General features: G+C 30.1%; 15 protein-coding genes. 10 read left to right on the top strand and 5 right to left on the bottom strand.

Going from position 1 to position 18,328, the window contains the following annotated elements; all coding sequences use genetic code 11:
* Positions 1 to 31 precede the first annotated feature (31 nt).
* Positions 32 to 397, bottom strand: coding sequence for a helix-turn-helix domain-containing protein (locus tag ACLII3_RS01040; RefSeq protein ID WP_412985785.1), 366 nt, complete (start codon positions 395 to 397; stop codon positions 32 to 34).
* Between the two features lie 305 nt (positions 398 to 702).
* Complete coding sequence (locus ACLII3_RS01035; protein ID WP_412985784.1) at positions 703 to 1,068, bottom strand: helix-turn-helix domain-containing protein; 366 nt, start codon at positions 1,066 to 1,068, stop codon at positions 703 to 705.
* Positions 1,069 to 1,208: 140 nt separating this feature from the next.
* Between ACLII3_RS01035 and ACLII3_RS01030 the strand changes: the two genes are divergently transcribed.
* The 10 genes from ACLII3_RS01030 (at position 1,209) to ACLII3_RS00985 (ending at position 14,432) form a co-directional block, all read left to right on the top strand.
* The gene (locus ACLII3_RS01030) at positions 1,209 to 1,769 is read left to right on the top strand and encodes a hypothetical protein (protein ID WP_412985782.1); all 561 of its coding nucleotides are present in this window, start codon (positions 1,209 to 1,211) and stop codon (positions 1,767 to 1,769) included.
* A 249-nt stretch (positions 1,770 to 2,018) separates the two neighbouring features.
* Positions 2,019 to 5,381: a hypothetical protein gene (locus ACLII3_RS01025; protein WP_412985781.1), complete on the top strand. Its 3,363-nt coding sequence runs from the start codon at positions 2,019 to 2,021 to the stop codon at positions 5,379 to 5,381.
* Positions 5,382 to 5,388: 7 nt separating this feature from the next.
* A complete protein-coding gene (locus ACLII3_RS01020; protein ID WP_412985779.1) occupies positions 5,389 to 9,705 on the top strand; it encodes a DUF6443 domain-containing protein in 4,317 nt (1,438 codons plus the stop codon).
* Positions 9,706 to 9,757: 52 nt separating this feature from the next.
* Positions 9,758 to 10,210: a hypothetical protein gene (locus ACLII3_RS01015; RefSeq protein ID WP_412985777.1), complete on the top strand. Its 453-nt coding sequence runs from the start codon at positions 9,758 to 9,760 to the stop codon at positions 10,208 to 10,210.
* A gap of 258 nt (positions 10,211 to 10,468) precedes the next feature.
* Positions 10,469 to 10,822, top strand: a complete 354-nt coding sequence (locus ACLII3_RS01010; protein ID WP_412985775.1) for a hypothetical protein — start codon at positions 10,469 to 10,471, stop codon at positions 10,820 to 10,822.
* On the top strand, positions 10,803 to 11,276 hold the full coding sequence (locus ACLII3_RS01005) for a hypothetical protein (RefSeq protein ID WP_412985773.1): 474 nt from the start codon (positions 10,803 to 10,805) through the stop codon (positions 11,274 to 11,276). Before ACLII3_RS01010 ends, ACLII3_RS01005 begins: the two co-directional genes overlap by 20 nt.
* Before the next feature lies 1 nt (position 11,277).
* Positions 11,278 to 12,534: a hypothetical protein gene (locus ACLII3_RS01000; protein ID WP_412985772.1), complete on the top strand. Its 1,257-nt coding sequence runs from the start codon at positions 11,278 to 11,280 to the stop codon at positions 12,532 to 12,534.
* Positions 12,522 to 12,857: a hypothetical protein gene (locus ACLII3_RS00995; protein ID WP_412985770.1), complete on the top strand. Its 336-nt coding sequence runs from the start codon at positions 12,522 to 12,524 to the stop codon at positions 12,855 to 12,857. Before ACLII3_RS01000 ends, ACLII3_RS00995 begins: the two co-directional genes overlap by 13 nt.
* Entirely contained in the window at positions 12,844 to 13,296 is a 453-nt protein-coding gene (locus ACLII3_RS00990; protein ID WP_412985768.1) for a type II secretion system protein J, read from the top strand. The genes ACLII3_RS00995 and ACLII3_RS00990 overlap by 14 nt, the downstream gene beginning before the upstream one ends.
* Positions 13,296 to 14,432 (top strand): type II secretion system F family protein, encoded by a 1,137-nt coding sequence (locus tag ACLII3_RS00985; RefSeq protein ID WP_412985766.1) that lies wholly within the window; start codon positions 13,296 to 13,298, stop codon positions 14,430 to 14,432. The genes ACLII3_RS00990 and ACLII3_RS00985 overlap by 1 nt, the downstream gene beginning before the upstream one ends.
* Here the strand turns inward: ACLII3_RS00985 and ACLII3_RS00980 are convergent.
* The 3 genes from ACLII3_RS00980 to ACLII3_RS00970 are packed head-to-tail and all read right to left on the bottom strand — an operon-like array spanning position 14,424 to position 18,311.
* Positions 14,424 to 14,933, bottom strand: a complete 510-nt coding sequence (locus ACLII3_RS00980) for a hypothetical protein (protein ID WP_412985764.1) — start codon at positions 14,931 to 14,933, stop codon at positions 14,424 to 14,426. The genes ACLII3_RS00985 and ACLII3_RS00980 overlap by 9 nt on opposite strands.
* Positions 14,926 to 16,131 (bottom strand): hypothetical protein, encoded by a 1,206-nt coding sequence (locus tag ACLII3_RS00975; protein ID WP_412985762.1) that lies wholly within the window; start codon positions 16,129 to 16,131, stop codon positions 14,926 to 14,928. Before ACLII3_RS00975 ends, ACLII3_RS00980 begins: the two co-directional genes overlap by 8 nt.
* Complete coding sequence (locus ACLII3_RS00970; protein ID WP_412985760.1) at positions 16,131 to 18,311, bottom strand: type II secretion system protein GspD; 2,181 nt, start codon at positions 18,309 to 18,311, stop codon at positions 16,131 to 16,133. Before ACLII3_RS00970 ends, ACLII3_RS00975 begins: the two co-directional genes overlap by 1 nt.
* Positions 18,312 to 18,328: the final 17 nt, after the last annotated feature.

Here is an 18,328-nt window from a genome sequence, read left to right as displayed (position 1 = left end):
AACCGCTCGAAATGAGCGGTTTTTTTATGTTTTAAAGCGAAGCTACATTTTTATTAAAAAAGTCTTTGAACTTCTTTTTGGTCAGGAAAGAATCAATCATTTTAAAAATCATAGAGCGTTCTTCCTCGTCCAGTTCTTGCATTAGTTTTAGTTGTTCCATTGTGGTTTTGTCCTCAATATCAACTTCTTGTGGCAAGTCGCCATCCAAATGCACAAGCTCGTCAATAGTAATATTGAAAAAACGAGCAATCTTATCCAACGCACTAACGGAAATCTCACGCTGTCCGTTCTCAATCTTGCTGTAATTAGAACGATGCATACCAATTAAGTCGGCAATCTCTTGCTGTTTAATATTACGCTGTTCTCTTAAAGTTCTTATGTTGGTTCCTACGTTCATTAACTTGTAATTGTTTAGCAAATGTAGTCAAAAACGATACTTTTTACAATATATGTTCAAATATGATAATTTATTGTTGTCTAAAAAGAACATTATAAATATCTTTGTTGGGTGTAAAATCGGCACATAAATTTTTAGCTATGCTCAACACTACCAATCCAAACAATTACGAATACATCACAAAGCATTTAGAAATCCACGTTTTAGGCGGAATCAAACTCAACAAATTAGAGAGTTTACGAGTAACGATAAGCATACAAAAACTAAAATTACAAACCGCTCGAAATGAGCGGTTTTTTTATGTTTTAAAGCGAAGCTACATTTTTATTAAAAAAGTCTTTGAACTTCTTTTTGGTCAGGAAAGAATCAATCATTTTAAAAATCATAGAGCGTTCTTCCTCGTCCAGTTCTTGCATTAGTTTTAGTTGTTCCATTGTGGTTTTGTCCTCAATCTCAACTTCTTGTGGCAAGTCGCCATCCAAATGCACAAGCTCGTCAATAGTAATATTGAAAAAACGAGCAATCTTATCCAACGCACTAACGGAAATCTCACGCTGTCCGTTCTCAATCTTGCTGTAATTAGAACGATGCATACCAATTAAGTCGGCAATCTCTTGCTGTTTAATATTACGCTGTTCTCTTAAAGTCCTTATGTTGGTTCCTACGTTCATTAACTTGTAATTGTTTAGTAAATGTAGTCAAAAACGATACTTTTTACAATATATGTTCAAATATGATAATTTATTGTTGTCTAAAAAGAACATTATAAATATCTTTGTTGGGTGTAAAATCGGCATATAAATTTTTAGCTATGCTCAACACTACCAATCCAAACAATTACGAATACATCACAAAGCATTTAGAAATCCACGTTTTAGGCGGAATCAAACTCAACAAATTAGAGAGTTTACGAGTAACGATAAGCATACAAAAACTAAAGCAACACAATGTTTTAAGGCACTCAATTGATTTATACAATGATAACCAAATAGAAAAGTTTACCCGAAAGATTGCAGAAATTTTGGAGATTGGAACAAGTGTAGCAAGAAGAACATTACAGGAACTTACTAAAGAGTTGGAGAATTATAGATTTTTACTAATCGACCAATACGAAAAGGAAAACCAACCATACTACAAAGAATTAAATGCAACAGAGGAAAAAGAAGCTATCAAGTTTTTAAAATCTAGAGATTTATTAAGCAAGACGAATAAATTGATTGGACAAAGTGGCGTAATCGGCGAAGAAATCAAACAGGCATATAAAATCTTAATCAAAATGTATAAAGGCAACAAAATGTCTTTAAGTGAAAAGACTAACTGTGATTTACGAGGTAATAATCAAAAAGGAGAGTATATTGAAATACTTAAATAATCCTCTTGAGCTGTCATCAAGAGGTTACAGGTTCGAGCCCCAGACTGGTCATAAATAATATAATATTTTATGTTATCCCCAACATGATAAGTATTCTGTCAAAATATGGTAATAATTTATTTTTAATTTCCAATAGTTAACTTTTTAACCTTACTAAGAGTAAGGTAGATTGCTACTAAGAATAATTCAAAACCTTTCACTGTACTTGATGGTTTTATTTTATTTAGATATTAATAAATCTTCTATAAAATGAATAAAATCTTAAACCAAAAAACTAAAGTGATTGTAAAACAAAAATTTATAGCATTAATTGTTTGTATTACTTTTGGGAATAACTTATTGGCCCAAAATACAAGTACTCCAATATCAGAGTATGTAGATCATTATTCAAATGTGGTTCCAGAAACACCAAATGCAGCTACATTTACTAAGTATGGTGGAACAACCTTAAATTTATCAAAAGGATTACCCAATATTTCTATACCAATATATAATCTTGAAGTAGATGGTGTTAATATTCCTATTTCATTGTCTTACGATGCTTCTGGTATTAGAACAGATGAATTAGCAACAGCTGTAGGTCTAAAATGGCGTTTAAATGCTGGAGGAGGTGTTTTTAGAAGTATTAATAATGAGGCAGATGACAATGGTTGGTTAACAACAAATTGGTCTTCTAGAGATGATCAATGGTATGTTAATAACCCTATTAGTAATTCTAATACTCAAAATTATTTAAAGAATAATGCAATTGATCATTCACCTGATAATTTTTCTTATAGTATAGCAAACTATTCTGGAAGTTTTATTTTTAAAAGACAAGACGTTAATACGGTTCTTAAAAATAAAAATGACAATTTTAAGTTAATTGCCAATAGACCTACACAGGCTATTTTATCCTTTACAGGAAAGGATATTGACGGAAACACTTATGTTTTTGGTTCAGATAATTTAAGTAGAGAGTTTAACAACAATGAAGTTATAATTGGGTCAAATACTTCAATTAATAATTCTTCCGAGAATTATATATCTAGTTGGATGATTGAATCAATAACTACAAAAAATAGTAAGACTATTGATTTTGAATACATCTCATATAATATGGATTATACTATTTCTAATAAGTCTGATAAAGTAGTAAGATATAAAAAATATACAGGCCAAAACCAAACTAATTTTTGTGGTTACTTAGGTAGTGGTCAAGGAACTTATAATACAGGTGATTATGAGTTTACTCATTCTAAAACACATATAATTAATAGACCTAAAAATAAATTATTATCAAAGATTTCTACTGAAACAATTGAAGTAAACTTTAATTATGAAGATATAAATAATGGAGTTGTTTGGAATAAAAAGTTGACTTCTATAGAAATTGTAGATTTAATAAATAATAATACTAAAAAATTCGACTTTACTTACGGTTTCTATAATGGTTATAATGGAGACCAAAGGTTGAGATTAGAAGAAGTTGCAGAGATAAGTGGAAATGAACAAAAGCCACCATATAAGTTCACTTATAATAATGATTACCCTTTACCAAGCAAGGATACATTTTCCAAAGATTTTTTTGGATATTACAATGGAGCATCTAATTTGTCTTCTTCTATTCCTTTTACACCTGAGATATATAGTAACTTGCCTTTAATACTTAAGTATGATATTGCTGATAGAAGGCCGTCACTACCTCATTTATTGTCTGGAAATTTAACAGAAATTCAATACCCTACAGGAGGGAAAACACAATTAGAATATGAATTAAATCAAGAAGATAATGGACTTGGAGATTATAAGTATGCTAAAGGAGGATTTAATTTAAGTTTGCAAAATAATTCATTTACAAGTTTTAGTAATGGATTTGGTATTTATACTCAAAATTTTACTGTTCCAGATCATACAATTGTATTTAATACTTACGCAAATTCAGGAAGCACATCAAATATTTTACAACAGTCTATATCTAATGCTGTTGATCCAAATGGGGCAGCTATTTGTAATGACCCTGAAAATTTTGGTCCAGGTTTTGATTGTTCTCAATTTCAAATTAAAGATTCTAATAATAATATAGTAGAAACTCAATTAATTGGTTATGGAAGTGTATTGTCTTTACCTCCAGGAGATTATCAAATTATTGTAAAAGTTAGAGAAGCTGAGATTAATGCTACTTCTAATTTATCTGTTCATATTGATTTTACTTGGTATCATGAATTTTATAATACTAATCAAGAAAAAATAAGAGACCCACAATATGCAGGAGGTTTAAGGGTTAAGAAAACAATTGATGTTGATACAGATGGAAGGTTGTATAATGAGGTGCATTATGAGTACTCTGGATTAGTTGGTCAAAACAGAATGCATGATGATTTTAGTGAGTTATATGTAAATAATGATGAATATACCATGTCTTCAGATTTTATAGGTCATCCAAAATTGTCTAAGTCTGGATATTTTTATAAAAATGTAACGGTTAATAAAATTGGACGTGATGAAAATAACTTTCCATTTGAACTTACAACCACCCATAAGTTTGACGATGATTATACAAACAATAGTTATGAATCGGTTCCTGTAAGTACAATGTCCTTTAATGAAAATGGAGATGTCTTAACTAAGACCTTATATGAATATACTACTTCTCAAACACCCAGTTATTATAATGTTTTAGGTAAATCAAATTATTGTTATTCAGAGTTTGCTAATACTTATACAGGGTTTAATAGTCCTCAAAGTATGAGTTTTATAGAATATGAAAGTCGTTTGAGCAAACAAATCGAAACACAGTATTTTTACAATGGTATATCACCTAATGGTAATTTATCGACCGTTACATCTTATAATTATAATGCTAATGAATTAATAAGTCAACAAGAAGTTGATTTAAGATTAACAGAAATAAGTAATCTAGATTATTTTGATCCTGCAAACTATACTAGTAATAGCGACTCGGATAAATTAACATCAAATTATAGTTATTCAACAGACTTTTTAAGCGAACCATTATACCAAGATTTAGTAAATAATAAAAATATATTATCTATTCCTGTAAAAGTAGAAATATTAAGTCTTAATAATGCTATTACTAATAACAATGTTATAGATAGTAAATATTGTCTTTATGATTCTAATGGTAACCTTAAAGAAATATATAATTTCAGCAAAGGTTTCGGTTCAAATAGTTCACCTTACAATTATATTCCATCAAACTACGAGTTGCATTCTGTTTTTAACATAAAGGAAGGTAAACTAATAGAATCTCAAAGAGATTTAGGAGTCAAATCATTTTATTTATGGGACGCAACCAAAACACTATTATTAGCAAAGATTGATAATGCCTCAGAAAATGAAGTTGCAAATGCTTTAGGTGTTACAATAGCGGTATTAGAGGATTTCACTGAAGCCAATCTTTCACAAATAAATGGTTTACGAGCTAGTTTACCAACCTCCCAAGTGACAACCTTTACCTATGAGCCATTAGTAGGAGTTACTAGTGTTACAGACCCAAAGGGTTATGTGATGTATTATGAGTATGATGCCTTTGGTAGGTTAGAGTATGTCAAGGATAAGGATAATAACATATTGAGTAAGAACGAGTATAACTACAGACCACAAAACTAAGATGACCATGAGAAAAAGTATAAGCACATTAGCAATATTATTAATGTCATCGTTAGTGATGGCACAAACAGCAACCACGACAGAGAACTATGTAAAGACGACTGTTTATCAAGTAAAGACTACAGATGGAGAGCATAAAGCAGGTACTACTACTGATTTAGTGGATGACGATAAGATAGAGAGTATTACGTATTATGATGGTTTAGGCAGACCAATTCAGAGCATAGCCAAACAAGCAGGAGGGAACAGGCAAGATATTATTACACCAATGATTTATGATGCATTAGGCAGACAACCATTAAGTTATTTACCATATGCTAATGCGTCTCAAAGTACATCAGGATCTTTATCTTTTAATGATCCGCCCCAATTACTTACAGATTTAGAAGCCTATTATGTAGGGAAGTTTCCAGAAGATCAATTAACATTAACGAGTATCAATGCCTATTCAGAGCAATCTTTTGAAGCATCTCCACTAAACCGTGTGTTAGAACAAGGCGCACCAGGAGCCGATTGGAAGTTAGATGCAAATTCAGATACAGACCATACTATAAAGTTTGATTATCAAACTAATGTTACAGGCGAAGTAGATTTATATCGAGTGATATTTCCAACAGGAAATACCGAGCAACCACAATTGTTTTATGATGGTAATTATGCAGCTAATGAGCTTTATAAAACCATTACCAAGGATGAGAACTGGCAACCTACAGGCTCTACACAATTTGATAAACTACATACAACGGAAGAGTTTAAGGATAAGCAAGGCCGTGTAATTTTAAAGCGTACCTATAACGAAAGTTTTGGGGCTGTAATAGAACATGACACCTATTATGTCTATGACGATTATGGAAACTTAACTTATGTGTTATCACCTTTAGGGACAGACCGTATTTTGAGTTCTACTACTTATAAAAAATCTTTTGTACAAATATTAGATTGTTCTGTATTGGTACCAAAAGATAGAGAGGGAAGTCCAGTAACTACATGTATAAAAGGTATTGAAGTAGATTTAGACCATATTAATGAGGAGCTTACCATCAACTTTAATAATATTACTTTTGGAGCCTCTATAGGGTTAGAGACAGGACCTATTGCCCAATTAAATGGGAATATTCCAGATATGATGATTGGGACGTTTTCAGGAATGGGTTATAGTTATACGGTTTCAATTTTAAATGGTTATTTATATTTATCAGGATCTGGAGCTGTTTCTATGTCAGGCATAAATCAGAGTTTTACTGTGTCTTTACCATCGTATACAGTAGTAACATCAGAGTTAGATGATTTATGTTACCAGTATCATTACGATAAGCGTAATCGATTAATTGAGAAGAAAATACCACAAAAAGATTGGGAATATATTGTTTATGATAAGTTAGACCGTCCAGTCTTAACCCAAGACGCTTTATTACGAGTAGATAATGATTGGTTATTTACAAAGTACGATGCTTTTGGGCGTGTGGTTTATACAGGTAGATTTTTAAATCAAAAAGATGAGACAAGACTAGAACTGTCACAGATATTAAACTCAGAAACAAATTTAAATGAAACGTCTACAGGAACGATTCATTATATATCAGGAACACAAATATTTTACGATAATCAAGCCTATCCACGTTCAGATGTAGAGGTGTTGAGTATTAATTATTATGATGGTTATAACAGTCACTTAAGCACAGCGATACCAGATCCAGGTGTAACGATATATAGTGACCAAATAAGTTATGATATTAAAACCTTACCAACAGGTAGTAAGGTAAAAGTATTAGGTACTAATAATTGGATTACTAGTGTTACGTATTACGACGATAAAGGACAAGCTATATATGTAGGCTCTAAAAATGATGAGTTAGCTACTACCGATATTATAGTAAGTGACTTTGACTTTACAGGAAAAGTATTAGAGACTACGAGTACACATAGTAAAACAGGTAATGCAGTTATAGAGATTACCGATGCGTTTACATATGACCATGCAGGACGTATGCTTACCCAAACACAAACCATTACAGGAGACACGCCAGAGACTATTGTTAATAACACTTATGATGAATTAGGGCAATTGGAAAGTAAAGGAGTAGGAGGTATCGCAGCATCTCCATTACAAACGGTGGACTATACATATAATATTAGAGGTTGGTTAAAGCAGATTAATGATGTAGAACAATTAGGTAACGATTTATTTAGTTTTAAGCTCAACTATAACACAAAAGATGTTACCAATTCGCCAAGTAACTATATAGCGTTATACAATGGAAATATAAGTGAGACGATATGGAAAACAGTAAATGATCAGACTAATGGTGTAGAGGCAAGAGGTTATGCTTATAGATACGATAATTTAAACCGTATATTAAATGCAGATTATGGCGTAAGAAATGCAGGTCTTTATAATTTGAGTTCAGGATTTGATTTATTGGGGATGAAATATGATAAGAATGGTAATATATTAACATTGAGTCGAGTAGGTAATGGTGTGGAGATTGATAAGTTAGCTTATACATACAATGGTAATCAGTTAGATAAAGTCACAGATAACACAACAGGATGGGCAAATGAAGGCTTTAATGATGGTAATACATCAGGTAATGATTATGCTTATGATGCTAATGGTAATATGATTGAGGATAAAAACAAGGGCATTACAAGTATTACCTATAACCATTTAAATTTACCAAGTACAGTTACCTTTGCTAATGGAAGTATTTCGTATATTTACGATGCCTCAGGAGTAAAACTAAAAAAGACTGTGAACGACAACGGAACCTTAACCACTACTAAATATGCAGGAAACTTCATTTATGAGGAGGATGGAACAGGTGAGAATTTAAGATTTTTCAGTCATCCAGAAGGTTATGTAGAACCAGATGGACAGGGAGGTTATGATTATGCTTACCAGTACAAAGACCATTTAGGAAACATTAGATTGGCATTTAAAGATACTAATGGCGATTATCAGTCTATATTAGAGAGTACATTTGATGAGCATCACAATGGTTGGACATTTGCAGGTAACCAAACACATGGAAGTGTAGAGTTAGATAATGGCAGATTAAAGGTCAATGTACAAAATCAATGGAATGGAACAAGATTTGAGGTAGGTGATGATTTTGCACCAGGAGATGAAGTAACTATAAGTTTAGATGTAGACACAGGAGATACACCATTAGTACGCGTGTTTTTACAAGAATTGGATGCTAATGGAAATCATCTTAATTGGTATGTTATAAATAATGATTTATCAACAGGAACATATACACATACGCATACTATAGTGGCAGGCCCAAGATTAAGGTTAAAGTTTGATAAGTCTAATATTAATCAAGGACTACAAACCCATTTTTATGTAGATAATGTATTTATTGAAAAAGGAGGCTTAGAAATCTTAGAAGAAAACAACTACTATCCTTTTGGTTTAAAACATAAAGGGTATAATAATGTTGTTAATGGAACAGACCATCCGTATGGCTTTGGTGGTAAAGAAGAAAATGATGAGTTAGGACTTGGTTGGATGGATTTCCATGCTAGAAATTATGATGCTAGTCTAGGAAGATGGATGAATATTGATAATTTTGCAGAAGATTATTTTAATTTAAGTCCTTATAATTATGTAGCGAATAACCCAATTGTTTTCGTTGACCCAGATGGGCAATCTATTAGTATTGATGGAAATTTAACTGATAAACAAAGAGATGCTGTGATGGGATGGCTTCAAGCACTTACCGATGATAAACTAAAATATAACTCAAAAACAGGAATGGTAGATATCGTTTCTAAAAATAGCGATGGGGAAAAGACTTCTGGAACTGGACTATTAAGAGATTTGATTTCTCATGATTACACGGTAACTATTAATTTTGATAAATCGACGGTTGGGGCATCTGAAGAAGCAATAAATGAAGTTGATTCCCAAAATGGTACTGGGTCAGATTCTATGGTTACAATTGGAGGAGTAATGCATGCTGTACTAGTTGAAAAAGACGGTAAAGTTTCAGCTGAAATGTTAACTGAAGATATAGCATTAGGTCATGAGCTATCGCATTCTCTTGCTACTATGGACGGGGCATCCAAACCTCTTGATGATAAATATAGGAACACTTTTACTAATAGATATGGGGAAACTCAAACTGAAGAGCAGCCTAAAGAAGAGCTATATGCAACAGGTATATATAATAGACCAGCAAATAGTAAAAGAAGAAGTTATCCATCAGAGAACAGTTTGAGAGCAGATAGAAATTTAGGGCGTAGAGTTTCCTACGGTAATGGCAGGTTATTGTCACCAGAGGAAAGGAAGAAATACAAAAAGAAAAGGAAAAATTAACTTTAAAAGATGAAGTATGTTTATCAATAAGGGGATTGAAAAAATAGTATTATTGCTTACTACATTAGCAGCTATTAACAGTTGTGTTAAAAACAAAAATGAAGAAGATTTTATAAAATTATTAATGAGAAGCCCTTATGGATGTACTCACCTGATAACTATAGATAAGGAAGGTAATGGACAAATAATTGCAGGTGAAGAGCAATCATATGATTCTCCTTTTACAGAGTTAGATTACATTATAAAAGAGTCAGGTATATCAATAGGAGATTTAAAAGATTTGGAACAACTTATTGAAATCGCTGAAAAATTAGATAAACAAAGCCTTCAAAGTACTAAACGTCCTAAAGATGCCATGCACTATGAAGTATTTGTAAAGGGTGTTAAGAAGATAGATGCTTATGCACGGAAATCTAAAGAGGTAAATAGTATAAAGGATATATTTGTAAAATACTTCCCTTTTGAGGTAGACTATTTTTGCGAAGCTGGTTACGGTATAAATTAGTTGATGATTAGATTTGTGGGTTTAATTTATTGATTTTTAAATAAATATAATTTAAAGTAAATGTAAAAAGAGCATAGTAATATATGCTCTTTTGTTTTTAAGTTCTTGTAATGCTCTAAAAAATAGGGAGTAATAACTCCTCTTGTATGTAATAGTTGGTGAAAATATAGTTTTTAAACCTTACTATTAGTAAGGACTTTCCTTAACACGTTTTTTATAAATAGAATAACTTTATAATTGGTTTAATTAATACTATTTATGAAGAGATTTTTTTATGTTGTACTGTTATTAATTACTATAGCTTGTGAAGATTTAATTGAAGTACCAGATATTTCAGACGCTACAGTAGTGTTATTGGCGCCATCTCATCAATCAACCTTATCAATAACATCACCTACATTTTCTTGGAACGAGGTGGTTGATGCAGATTCCTACAGATTGCAAATAGCAACACCTAGTTTTGAAGCAGCAACACAAATAGTATTAGACACGACTATTACAGCAACAAATTTTACTAAAATGTTAAGCTTGGGTAATTATCAATGGCGTGTAAGAGCAGAAAATTCAGCATATCAAACAAATTATACTGCAAATGCCTTCGTTATTGAGTAAAAATAACCCCATTTTTATAAAAATTCTAATAGTTGCTTCTATTGGTATTTGGGGTACTATAGGCTATGGTTTTATTAATAATTTATTAACTAAAGAACCAGAGCCCATTTCTATGGAATTTAAAACCACTTTCGCACCTAAACAAATCACGGAGGATTACAAGTTTACCATACAAACAGTAGAACGTGATCCTTTTTTAGGAACTCTTACCAAAAAAAAAGCAGGAAAAAAAAAGGGGGCAACTATAAGTAATGTGGTTTGGAAGTCAATAAAATATCAAGGTCTTATAGAGAATAAAAAAGCTAAGTCCAAAGTATTTTTGGTGAGTATTAATAATACACAACATATTTTAAAAAAAGGACAAATTGCAGATAGTATTGCATTAGTAAAGGGTAATGCATCATCGGTAGTTTTACGATATAAAGGGCAAACAAAAACATTTAATTATAATTAAAATGTTTTTAAAAAAACTAAATGCAGGCGCTTTGCAGTTAACATTGTTTATTATAATAGTTATAGCACTATTACTATTTAGTTTTTTATTATTTGTACAAACGCACAACCAACTAAACTTAAAAAAGCATGTATTAGCTAAAACCATTAATATTTCCAATTATGGAGTAACATATGGTTTAGAAAATGAGCTTGAGTTTAATGATACATTGCATGTAGATTTAAAGCAAAATACAAATACGTCATTAAAACTTTATAAATCACATTGGGGAATTTTTGAACGTATTGTATCTAGTTCAAAACAAAAAGGCATAGAAATACAAAAAATAGCTTTAGTTGGTGGTAAACAAAGTACTGACGATGCTATAGCATTATATTTAGAAGAACACAACAAGCCTTTAATAGTTGTAGGAAACACAAAAATAGAAGGTATTAGTTTTTTGCCAAAACGTGGTGTTAAATCTGGTAATATAGCTGGACAATCATATTACGGCACCAAACTAATTTATGGAGAGCAAAAATTGAGTAAAAGTTTACCAAGGCTAAGAAGTAATGAAATAAAAGACGGTTTTCAGAGTGTTCCCAATACATTTAAAAGTATAGAAATAAAAAGAAATGATACTATAAAAAATTCATTTTTAAATCCTTTAATGTTGTTATATCATAATGACATGTTAGAAATTTCAAATGTTAGTGTTTCAGGACATGTTATAATTCAATCTGATAAAAAAATAATTGTGGAGCCTTCAGCTATTTTAAATGATGTATTATTAATTGCTCCAGAAGTAGAAATTAGCAATAATGTAAAAGGTGTATTTCAGGTATTTGCAACAAAAAGAATCTCAATTGGTAACTATGTAGAGATGAGTTATCCTTCAAGTATTGTGTTATTAAAGGAATCTAGTTTAAGATCCAATCAATTAAACAAAATGCTTCCAGATATATCTATTGGCGAGAATACAGTTATTAAAGGTGTTGTTTGCTACCAAGGAAATAAGCAGCCTAATAATTATAACTCTCAAGTGCTTTTAAAAGAAAGTACTGAAGTTTATGGAGAGGTGTATTGCAATCAAAATTTAGAGCTTAGAGGTAGTGTGTTTGGAGCAGTATATACCTCTAATTTTGTTATTAATCACGCTGGTTCTGTATATCAAAATCATTTATATAATGCAGAAATAAATAGAAATAGGTTAGCTCCAGAGTATGTAGGAATACAATTAAATAATACTGAAAAGGAGGTAGCAAAATGGTTGTATTAAAAAAAGTAAAGGCATCTACATTAACCGAAACATTGGTAGCTACTGTATTAATAATGATAGTATTTATGGTTTCTAGTATTGTTTTAAATAATGTGTTTACTAATACAATAAAATATAATACCAATACTATTAACTCACATTTAGATGAGTTAGAGTATTTGTGTAATAATAACAAAATCATATTGCCTTATAAAAACACTTTTCATAATTGGGATGTCTCTGTTGTAAAAATTAAAGAAAACAATAAAGAAGTAATTATAATAACTGGAGATAATAAAGAAACTGATAGAACTGTTGAGAAAGTAATAAATGACAACTACTAAAAAAATAGACGCTTTTACCTTAAGTGAAATGATTGTAGTGCTTATTATTACAAGTATTATAGTTGGTCTTGCTTTTACAGTATTAACATTAGTCCAAAAACAAATGCTAGCAATTCAAAGAAATTTTAATAATGAAACGGAGTTAAATTTATTAGAGCATTCCCTGAGGATTGATTTTAACCGTTATCATAAAATCACCTATGATAATGTAGAAGAAGAATTACATTTTAAATCAGAAATAGGACAGAAAACATATAATTTTAAAGATGATTATGTGGTTAAAGATCGAGACACATTTAAGTTGAGAATTTTAGAAAAGCATGTCTTTTTTGATGGCAATATTAAAACAAATGGCAATATAGATGCAGTAAAGCTTAAAACTAATAATTCACAACTATTCATTTTTAAAACTAACGATGCAACTTCATATTTAAATTAATGGCTTTTCAATTAGACAATATATCACAAGTAAAGAAAACAAGTATAAATTCTAAGAAGAAAGAAACTTCTTTTCTAGAAAAGGAAATTACACTATTTAGTAAACCTTTTTCTAATAAAATAAAAGAAGATTTTTATACTGAAGTGAGTGTGCTTATAAAAGCAGGTGTTTCTTTAAAAGAAGCTATTGATCTTGTTGCAAACTCAGTAAAAAAAAAGGAAACAAAAAACATATTAGAAACAGTTTCTAAAAGTATTGTAGAAGGGAAAAGCTTCTCAGAAAGTTTACAGGCTCATAAAGTGTTTACTCAATATGAATATTATTCTGTAAAAATAGGAGAAGAAACAGGAACCTTATTTCGAGTAATGGAGCAGCTAGGGAATTATTTTTCTTTAAAAAACGAACAACGTAGAAATGTTGTAAATGCACTAACTTATCCAATTATATTACTTTTTACAGCTATATTGGTGGTGTCTTTTATGTTGAGTTTTGTAGTGCCTATGTTTCAAGATATTTTTAAACAACAAAATGTTGATCTTCCAGGAATTACACTTTTCATTATTGCAATATCTGAGTTTGTTAAAAGTTATGGTTTACTTATTTTAATAATATGTATTGGAGTCATAGCCTTAAAGTCAATTTTTAAAAATAAAATTTGGTATAAAGTAACAGTACATAACCTTATTTTAAAAATACCTTTTGTTGGTGCTTTTGTAAAAACAGTATACTTATCGCAATTTACCCAATCTATGAGCTTGTTGTCAGCATCAAAAGTACCAGTGGTTAATAGTATTCAATTGGTAAAGCAAATGATAGAGTTTTATCCTTTACAAAAGGCATTAAAGCATATTGAGCAAAGTGTTCTAACTGGAAAAAGTTTAAGTAATAGTTTAAATGATGAACACTTTTTTGATAGTAAAATGGTTGCTCTAGTTAGGGTTGCAGAGGAAACTAATCAAACCGAGTTTATTTTTGAAAGACTAAATACACAATATAATACCCAAGTACAACAGCGATCTAAAATGTTATCTAATATTTTAGAACCATTAATAATCATTGTTATTGGTGGACTAATAGGAGTGATAGTAATAGCTATGTATTTACCTATGTTTAGACTAAGTAGTGTTTTAGGATAAACTTTTTAAAAGAATTTTTGCGTTTAAATAAACTTTTCTAGTTCTAGGTTTTTTTTGTTTTTTTAAGTGAACACTTATTATTTCTCCAAATTTTTGGTTTTGTTCTAGTTCATATATAAGCCCTTGAATATTATTGTAGGATCCTTCTAATTCAAATTGATAAGTCTTAATAGTGAGGTTGTCTTGTTTGAAAGTATGAGGCTTAATAAAATCTATTACTTGTAAATCGTGCGCTTTAGCATAAGTATTTAGTGTTTTTAACAACGTATTTTGAATAGAACTGTTATGTTGGTACTTAATTAAAAGAGAGTCATAATAGTGTTCTTTCTTTTTTAAAGTAGCCATATGTTTTGGCATAGATTCGAAAATTGAAGCTTCTTGATTTAATTGAGTATACTCATTTTTTAGTTTCAATGTCCTTGAAAAAGCTAACTGATAACAAATAATCAAGCTAAGTATAAAACCAATAATGTATATTATGTTTTTAATTTTATTAGACATTTTTAAGTTCAATTTTAATGTTGAAACTGCTTTTGGTTTTTGTAAGATCTGTATATTCTATAATTGCAATGCTATTTACCCAATTAAAAGTTTCTAATTCATTTAACCAAGTAGAAAATTGAGAACTGTCATTTGTAATACCTATTACAGTAATAGTATTTAAATTTTGTTCAATTGTTTTTCCTTCACTTATGCGCTTTGTTATAGGTTGATAATTTGTTTCAGATAATAGAATTGAACTAGGTAAACTTTTGACGATGCTATTTAAGTAGTATGTAGTTCTTGAGCTACCATTTTTTTGTATATCCTCAACTATTTTTTTCTTTTCCTCAACTCCTTTTGAAACAGCAATCATATTTTGTTTAGAAGCTAAGTTTAAAGAAGAGGTTTCTCGTAAAAGGTTTACTTCCTTTAAATAATGGTTAAAAAAGAAAGTGTTTATTAGTAGCAAATTAAAAATGGTTGCTAATCCACCTATTAAAAATAATTTTTGGAACCTTTTGGAGTAAAAGTTTGACTTTAACTCAGTATTAAGTTCTTCTAGATTTGAAACTGAATAGTTGTTATTTACAATTAATTGTAATGCAGAAGAGGCACTTAAAATATGATTATTGGAAAGTTTAATTCCATTTATATTGTATTGCTTAGTGAATTCAGAGTTTTTTGCATTTATGTTTTGAATTTTGTTTTCATCAAGCTCAATACACGCATTAGTAGTTTCAATAATATTGTTGTTAACCCATGATTTAAGTGTTTTTATTAAAGAATTACCTAGAGAAATAGAGTGTATAGTGTGCTTTTCTTGCTTGAATTGATTTTGAATTAATCGTACATAATCTTGTCTGCAAATAGAAACGAAGTGTATGTTTTTTTCTGAAATAATCTCATACCAAAAATCATTCATTTGTATATTTGGAAATGCAGAGAATAGTATCTTTTCAGGTTCATTATGTGAGCTTTCAACTTTTTTGGTTATTACATTTGAATTATTAATTACCAAAGAAAAACTTTGAGGTGTTTTTAACCTACTAAAGAGAGCTTCTAAACTTGTAACTTCAATAGTATCTTTTATATCGAGAGTGTTTTTCTGTTTTTTTAAAATAATACCTTTAACACAAGAACTATTATTAATTGTAGTTAATTCAATCCCATAAAATTGATTTCCATGTTTTAAATATGTACCTAATTGCTTAAACATTATTTAATAATTGTAGGCTTTATAAGGATGGTTAATTTTGATTTTTTAGCTTCTCTCACACGTTTGCTAAATAACCATTTAATAACAGGTATTCTGGCTAAAAACGGAACTCCAGAACCTGAATTACTTTTCATTTGTTCTTCTAAACCACCTAAAATGGCTACATCTTGATCTTGCATTCTAATAATAGAGCTAAAACTTCTTGAACTTAGGTCTGGTGGAGCGTCTTCAGATATTCTAGCTCCAAAACTGGATTGTAATACAAAAATATCTAATTGTACTTGTCCGTCTCCTGAAACAGATGGTTTTACAGAGAGTGCCAATTGTGCATCTATAGGATAGTAATTAGTAATTTCTGAAGTTTGCGGGTTATCTGTACCATAAATGTTACGTTGAGTAACAGCATAATAGGATTGTAAACCATTAGAAAAAACTGCACGATGTCCATTTAATGTTGCTATATGTGGTGTGGAGTTTACTTTTAAATCCCCATTGGTTTCCATAGCGTGAATTGTAGCGAAAAAATTTGGACCTACCTTCCCAAGATTAGAACCAGCAAAAGCATTAAAACTGCCAATTAAGTTATTTACACCATTTGCACTAATTGTTAAATCAGTTGTTGGGTATATGCTTCCTTGAGTAGTAACAGGCTCATCACCAATTCCCCAAGTAACACCTGAATCTAGGGTGGTACTTTTATTTACTTCAATTATCATTACTTCGATTAAAACTACTGGAACACGTTTATCTATTTGCTCAATAAAGTTTTTAAAACGTTCAACTTTGGCACTAGGCCCATTTACATAAAAGCTGTTTAATTCGAAGTCTACTTTTATTTCTAAATCTTCTTTTACCTCGTCAGGTATTAATGCCTCTAAAGTTTCAATATTACTATTACTAGCGTTTAAACTTACTCTAGAATTGTTTGTCCCATTTTGAAGATTACGATTATTGGTGTTATTGCTATTATTGAAATTACTTGTATTGTCAAATTGATTTGTATTATACCCTGAGTTATAACCATTATTTGAAAAGTTACCCATTGAGGAAGTATTGTTATAACCACTTCCAGAAGGGTCATTTAACAATGATACAGAACGATGTTTAAGATTAATAATTTCTACTTTACGAACACTTAGTTGATTTTCAGTTCCAAAAAAATAGATATTATCTTCTTTTTTGAAAGTAAAGATGGTTTTGTTTACTAGGTTACTAGTGCTAGGATTTTGTCTGTTTGTGCTGTTGGAAGTGTTTGATGAGCTATTAATATACTGAGGCTCAAATAACTTTACTAATAAATCATCAAAATTTATTTGTTTGGCTTTGAACGTAGAAAACCCTGCTTCAATTAGAGGAGTTGCTGTGAAAATATCTATATCTAATTCAGTGCTTATATCGTTAATAATATTTGCTATAGGAGCATTAATAAAATTTACTTCTATAAGTTTGGTTTCTTTATCTAGAATTTTAAAAAAGAAATTAGAATTTCTCACACGTGCAGGTCTGTTATTTGTAGCAATATTTGAGTTGTTAACGATATTACTTGATTCAAAAGCATAGAAATTATCTTTTGTTTTTTCAAAGAATAAATCATTAGCATAAGCTATTTTTTGCATTGCTAAATCAAAAGGAACATTTTGTAAATAAATGGTAATAGCTTTATTTTCTAAGCCAGGTGTGAATACTAAGTTCTTATCAGTTTCGTCCATGATTTGTCTAAAAACATCATAGAGTTTATCACCACGTGCATCTATAGAGATTGTAGAATCTTTAGGTGAATAAGCAATGCTTAATTTAGGTTCTAAAGAGTCATCTATTGGTTCAACATATGGTTTTATTGATAAAATATTACCTATAAAATCAATGGTTAAATTATATTCTTGACACAGAAATATTAATATATCCGAAACAGCAACGTTTGGAAAATTATTGTTTAGTGTAGTTTGTTGCAACTCTTCGGAAACATTAATATTTAACTTATGAATTTTTGATATAGCTAACAAAAAATTTCCTAGCGTTATATTGTTTACATTAATTTCCGATTTAACATTCTCAGTCAGCCCTACATTATCAACAGATAAAACAGTGAGTTGGTTTTTTATATTCTGAATCCTATTGTTTTGACTATTTGTTAGGAAAAAACACAAGCATAATAATAGTATTAGGATTAATTTTTTCATTAATGATAAATCTTTTT

It is taken from the genome of Pontimicrobium sp. IMCC45349, from assembly GCF_047219225.1.
In the GTDB taxonomy this organism is placed as follows: domain Bacteria; phylum Bacteroidota; class Bacteroidia; order Flavobacteriales; family Flavobacteriaceae; genus IMCC45349.
This window is presented reverse-complemented; position numbering and strand designations above follow the sequence as displayed.

Excerpts from the sequence above, each read along its gene's own strand:
- ACLII3_RS01040 (WP_412985785.1), bottom strand. The coding sequence starts at position 397 with ATGAACGTAGGAACCAACATAAGAACTTTAAGAGAACAGCGTAATATT.
- ACLII3_RS01035 (WP_412985784.1), bottom strand. The coding sequence starts at position 1,068 with ATGAACGTAGGAACCAACATAAGGACTTTAAGAGAACAGCGTAATATT.
- ACLII3_RS01030 (WP_412985782.1), top strand. The coding sequence starts at position 1,209 with ATGCTCAACACTACCAATCCAAACAATTACGAATACATCACAAAGCAT.
- ACLII3_RS01025 (WP_412985781.1), top strand. The coding sequence starts at position 2,019 with ATGAATAAAATCTTAAACCAAAAAACTAAAGTGATTGTAAAACAAAAA.
- ACLII3_RS01020 (WP_412985779.1), top strand. The coding sequence starts at position 5,389 with ATGAGAAAAAGTATAAGCACATTAGCAATATTATTAATGTCATCGTTA.
- ACLII3_RS01010 (WP_412985775.1), top strand. The coding sequence starts at position 10,469 with ATGAAGAGATTTTTTTATGTTGTACTGTTATTAATTACTATAGCTTGT.
- ACLII3_RS01005 (WP_412985773.1), top strand. The coding sequence starts at position 10,803 with ATGCCTTCGTTATTGAGTAAAAATAACCCCATTTTTATAAAAATTCTA.
- ACLII3_RS01000 (WP_412985772.1), top strand. The coding sequence starts at position 11,278 with ATGTTTTTAAAAAAACTAAATGCAGGCGCTTTGCAGTTAACATTGTTT.
- ACLII3_RS00995 (WP_412985770.1), top strand. The coding sequence starts at position 12,522 with ATGGTTGTATTAAAAAAAGTAAAGGCATCTACATTAACCGAAACATTG.
- ACLII3_RS00990 (WP_412985768.1), top strand. The coding sequence starts at position 12,844 with ATGACAACTACTAAAAAAATAGACGCTTTTACCTTAAGTGAAATGATT.
- ACLII3_RS00985 (WP_412985766.1), top strand. The coding sequence starts at position 13,296 with ATGGCTTTTCAATTAGACAATATATCACAAGTAAAGAAAACAAGTATA.
- ACLII3_RS00980 (WP_412985764.1), bottom strand. The coding sequence starts at position 14,933 with ATGTCTAATAAAATTAAAAACATAATATACATTATTGGTTTTATACTT.
- ACLII3_RS00975 (WP_412985762.1), bottom strand. The coding sequence starts at position 16,131 with ATGTTTAAGCAATTAGGTACATATTTAAAACATGGAAATCAATTTTAT.
- ACLII3_RS00970 (WP_412985760.1), bottom strand. The coding sequence starts at position 18,311 with ATGAAAAAATTAATCCTAATACTATTATTATGCTTGTGTTTTTTCCTA.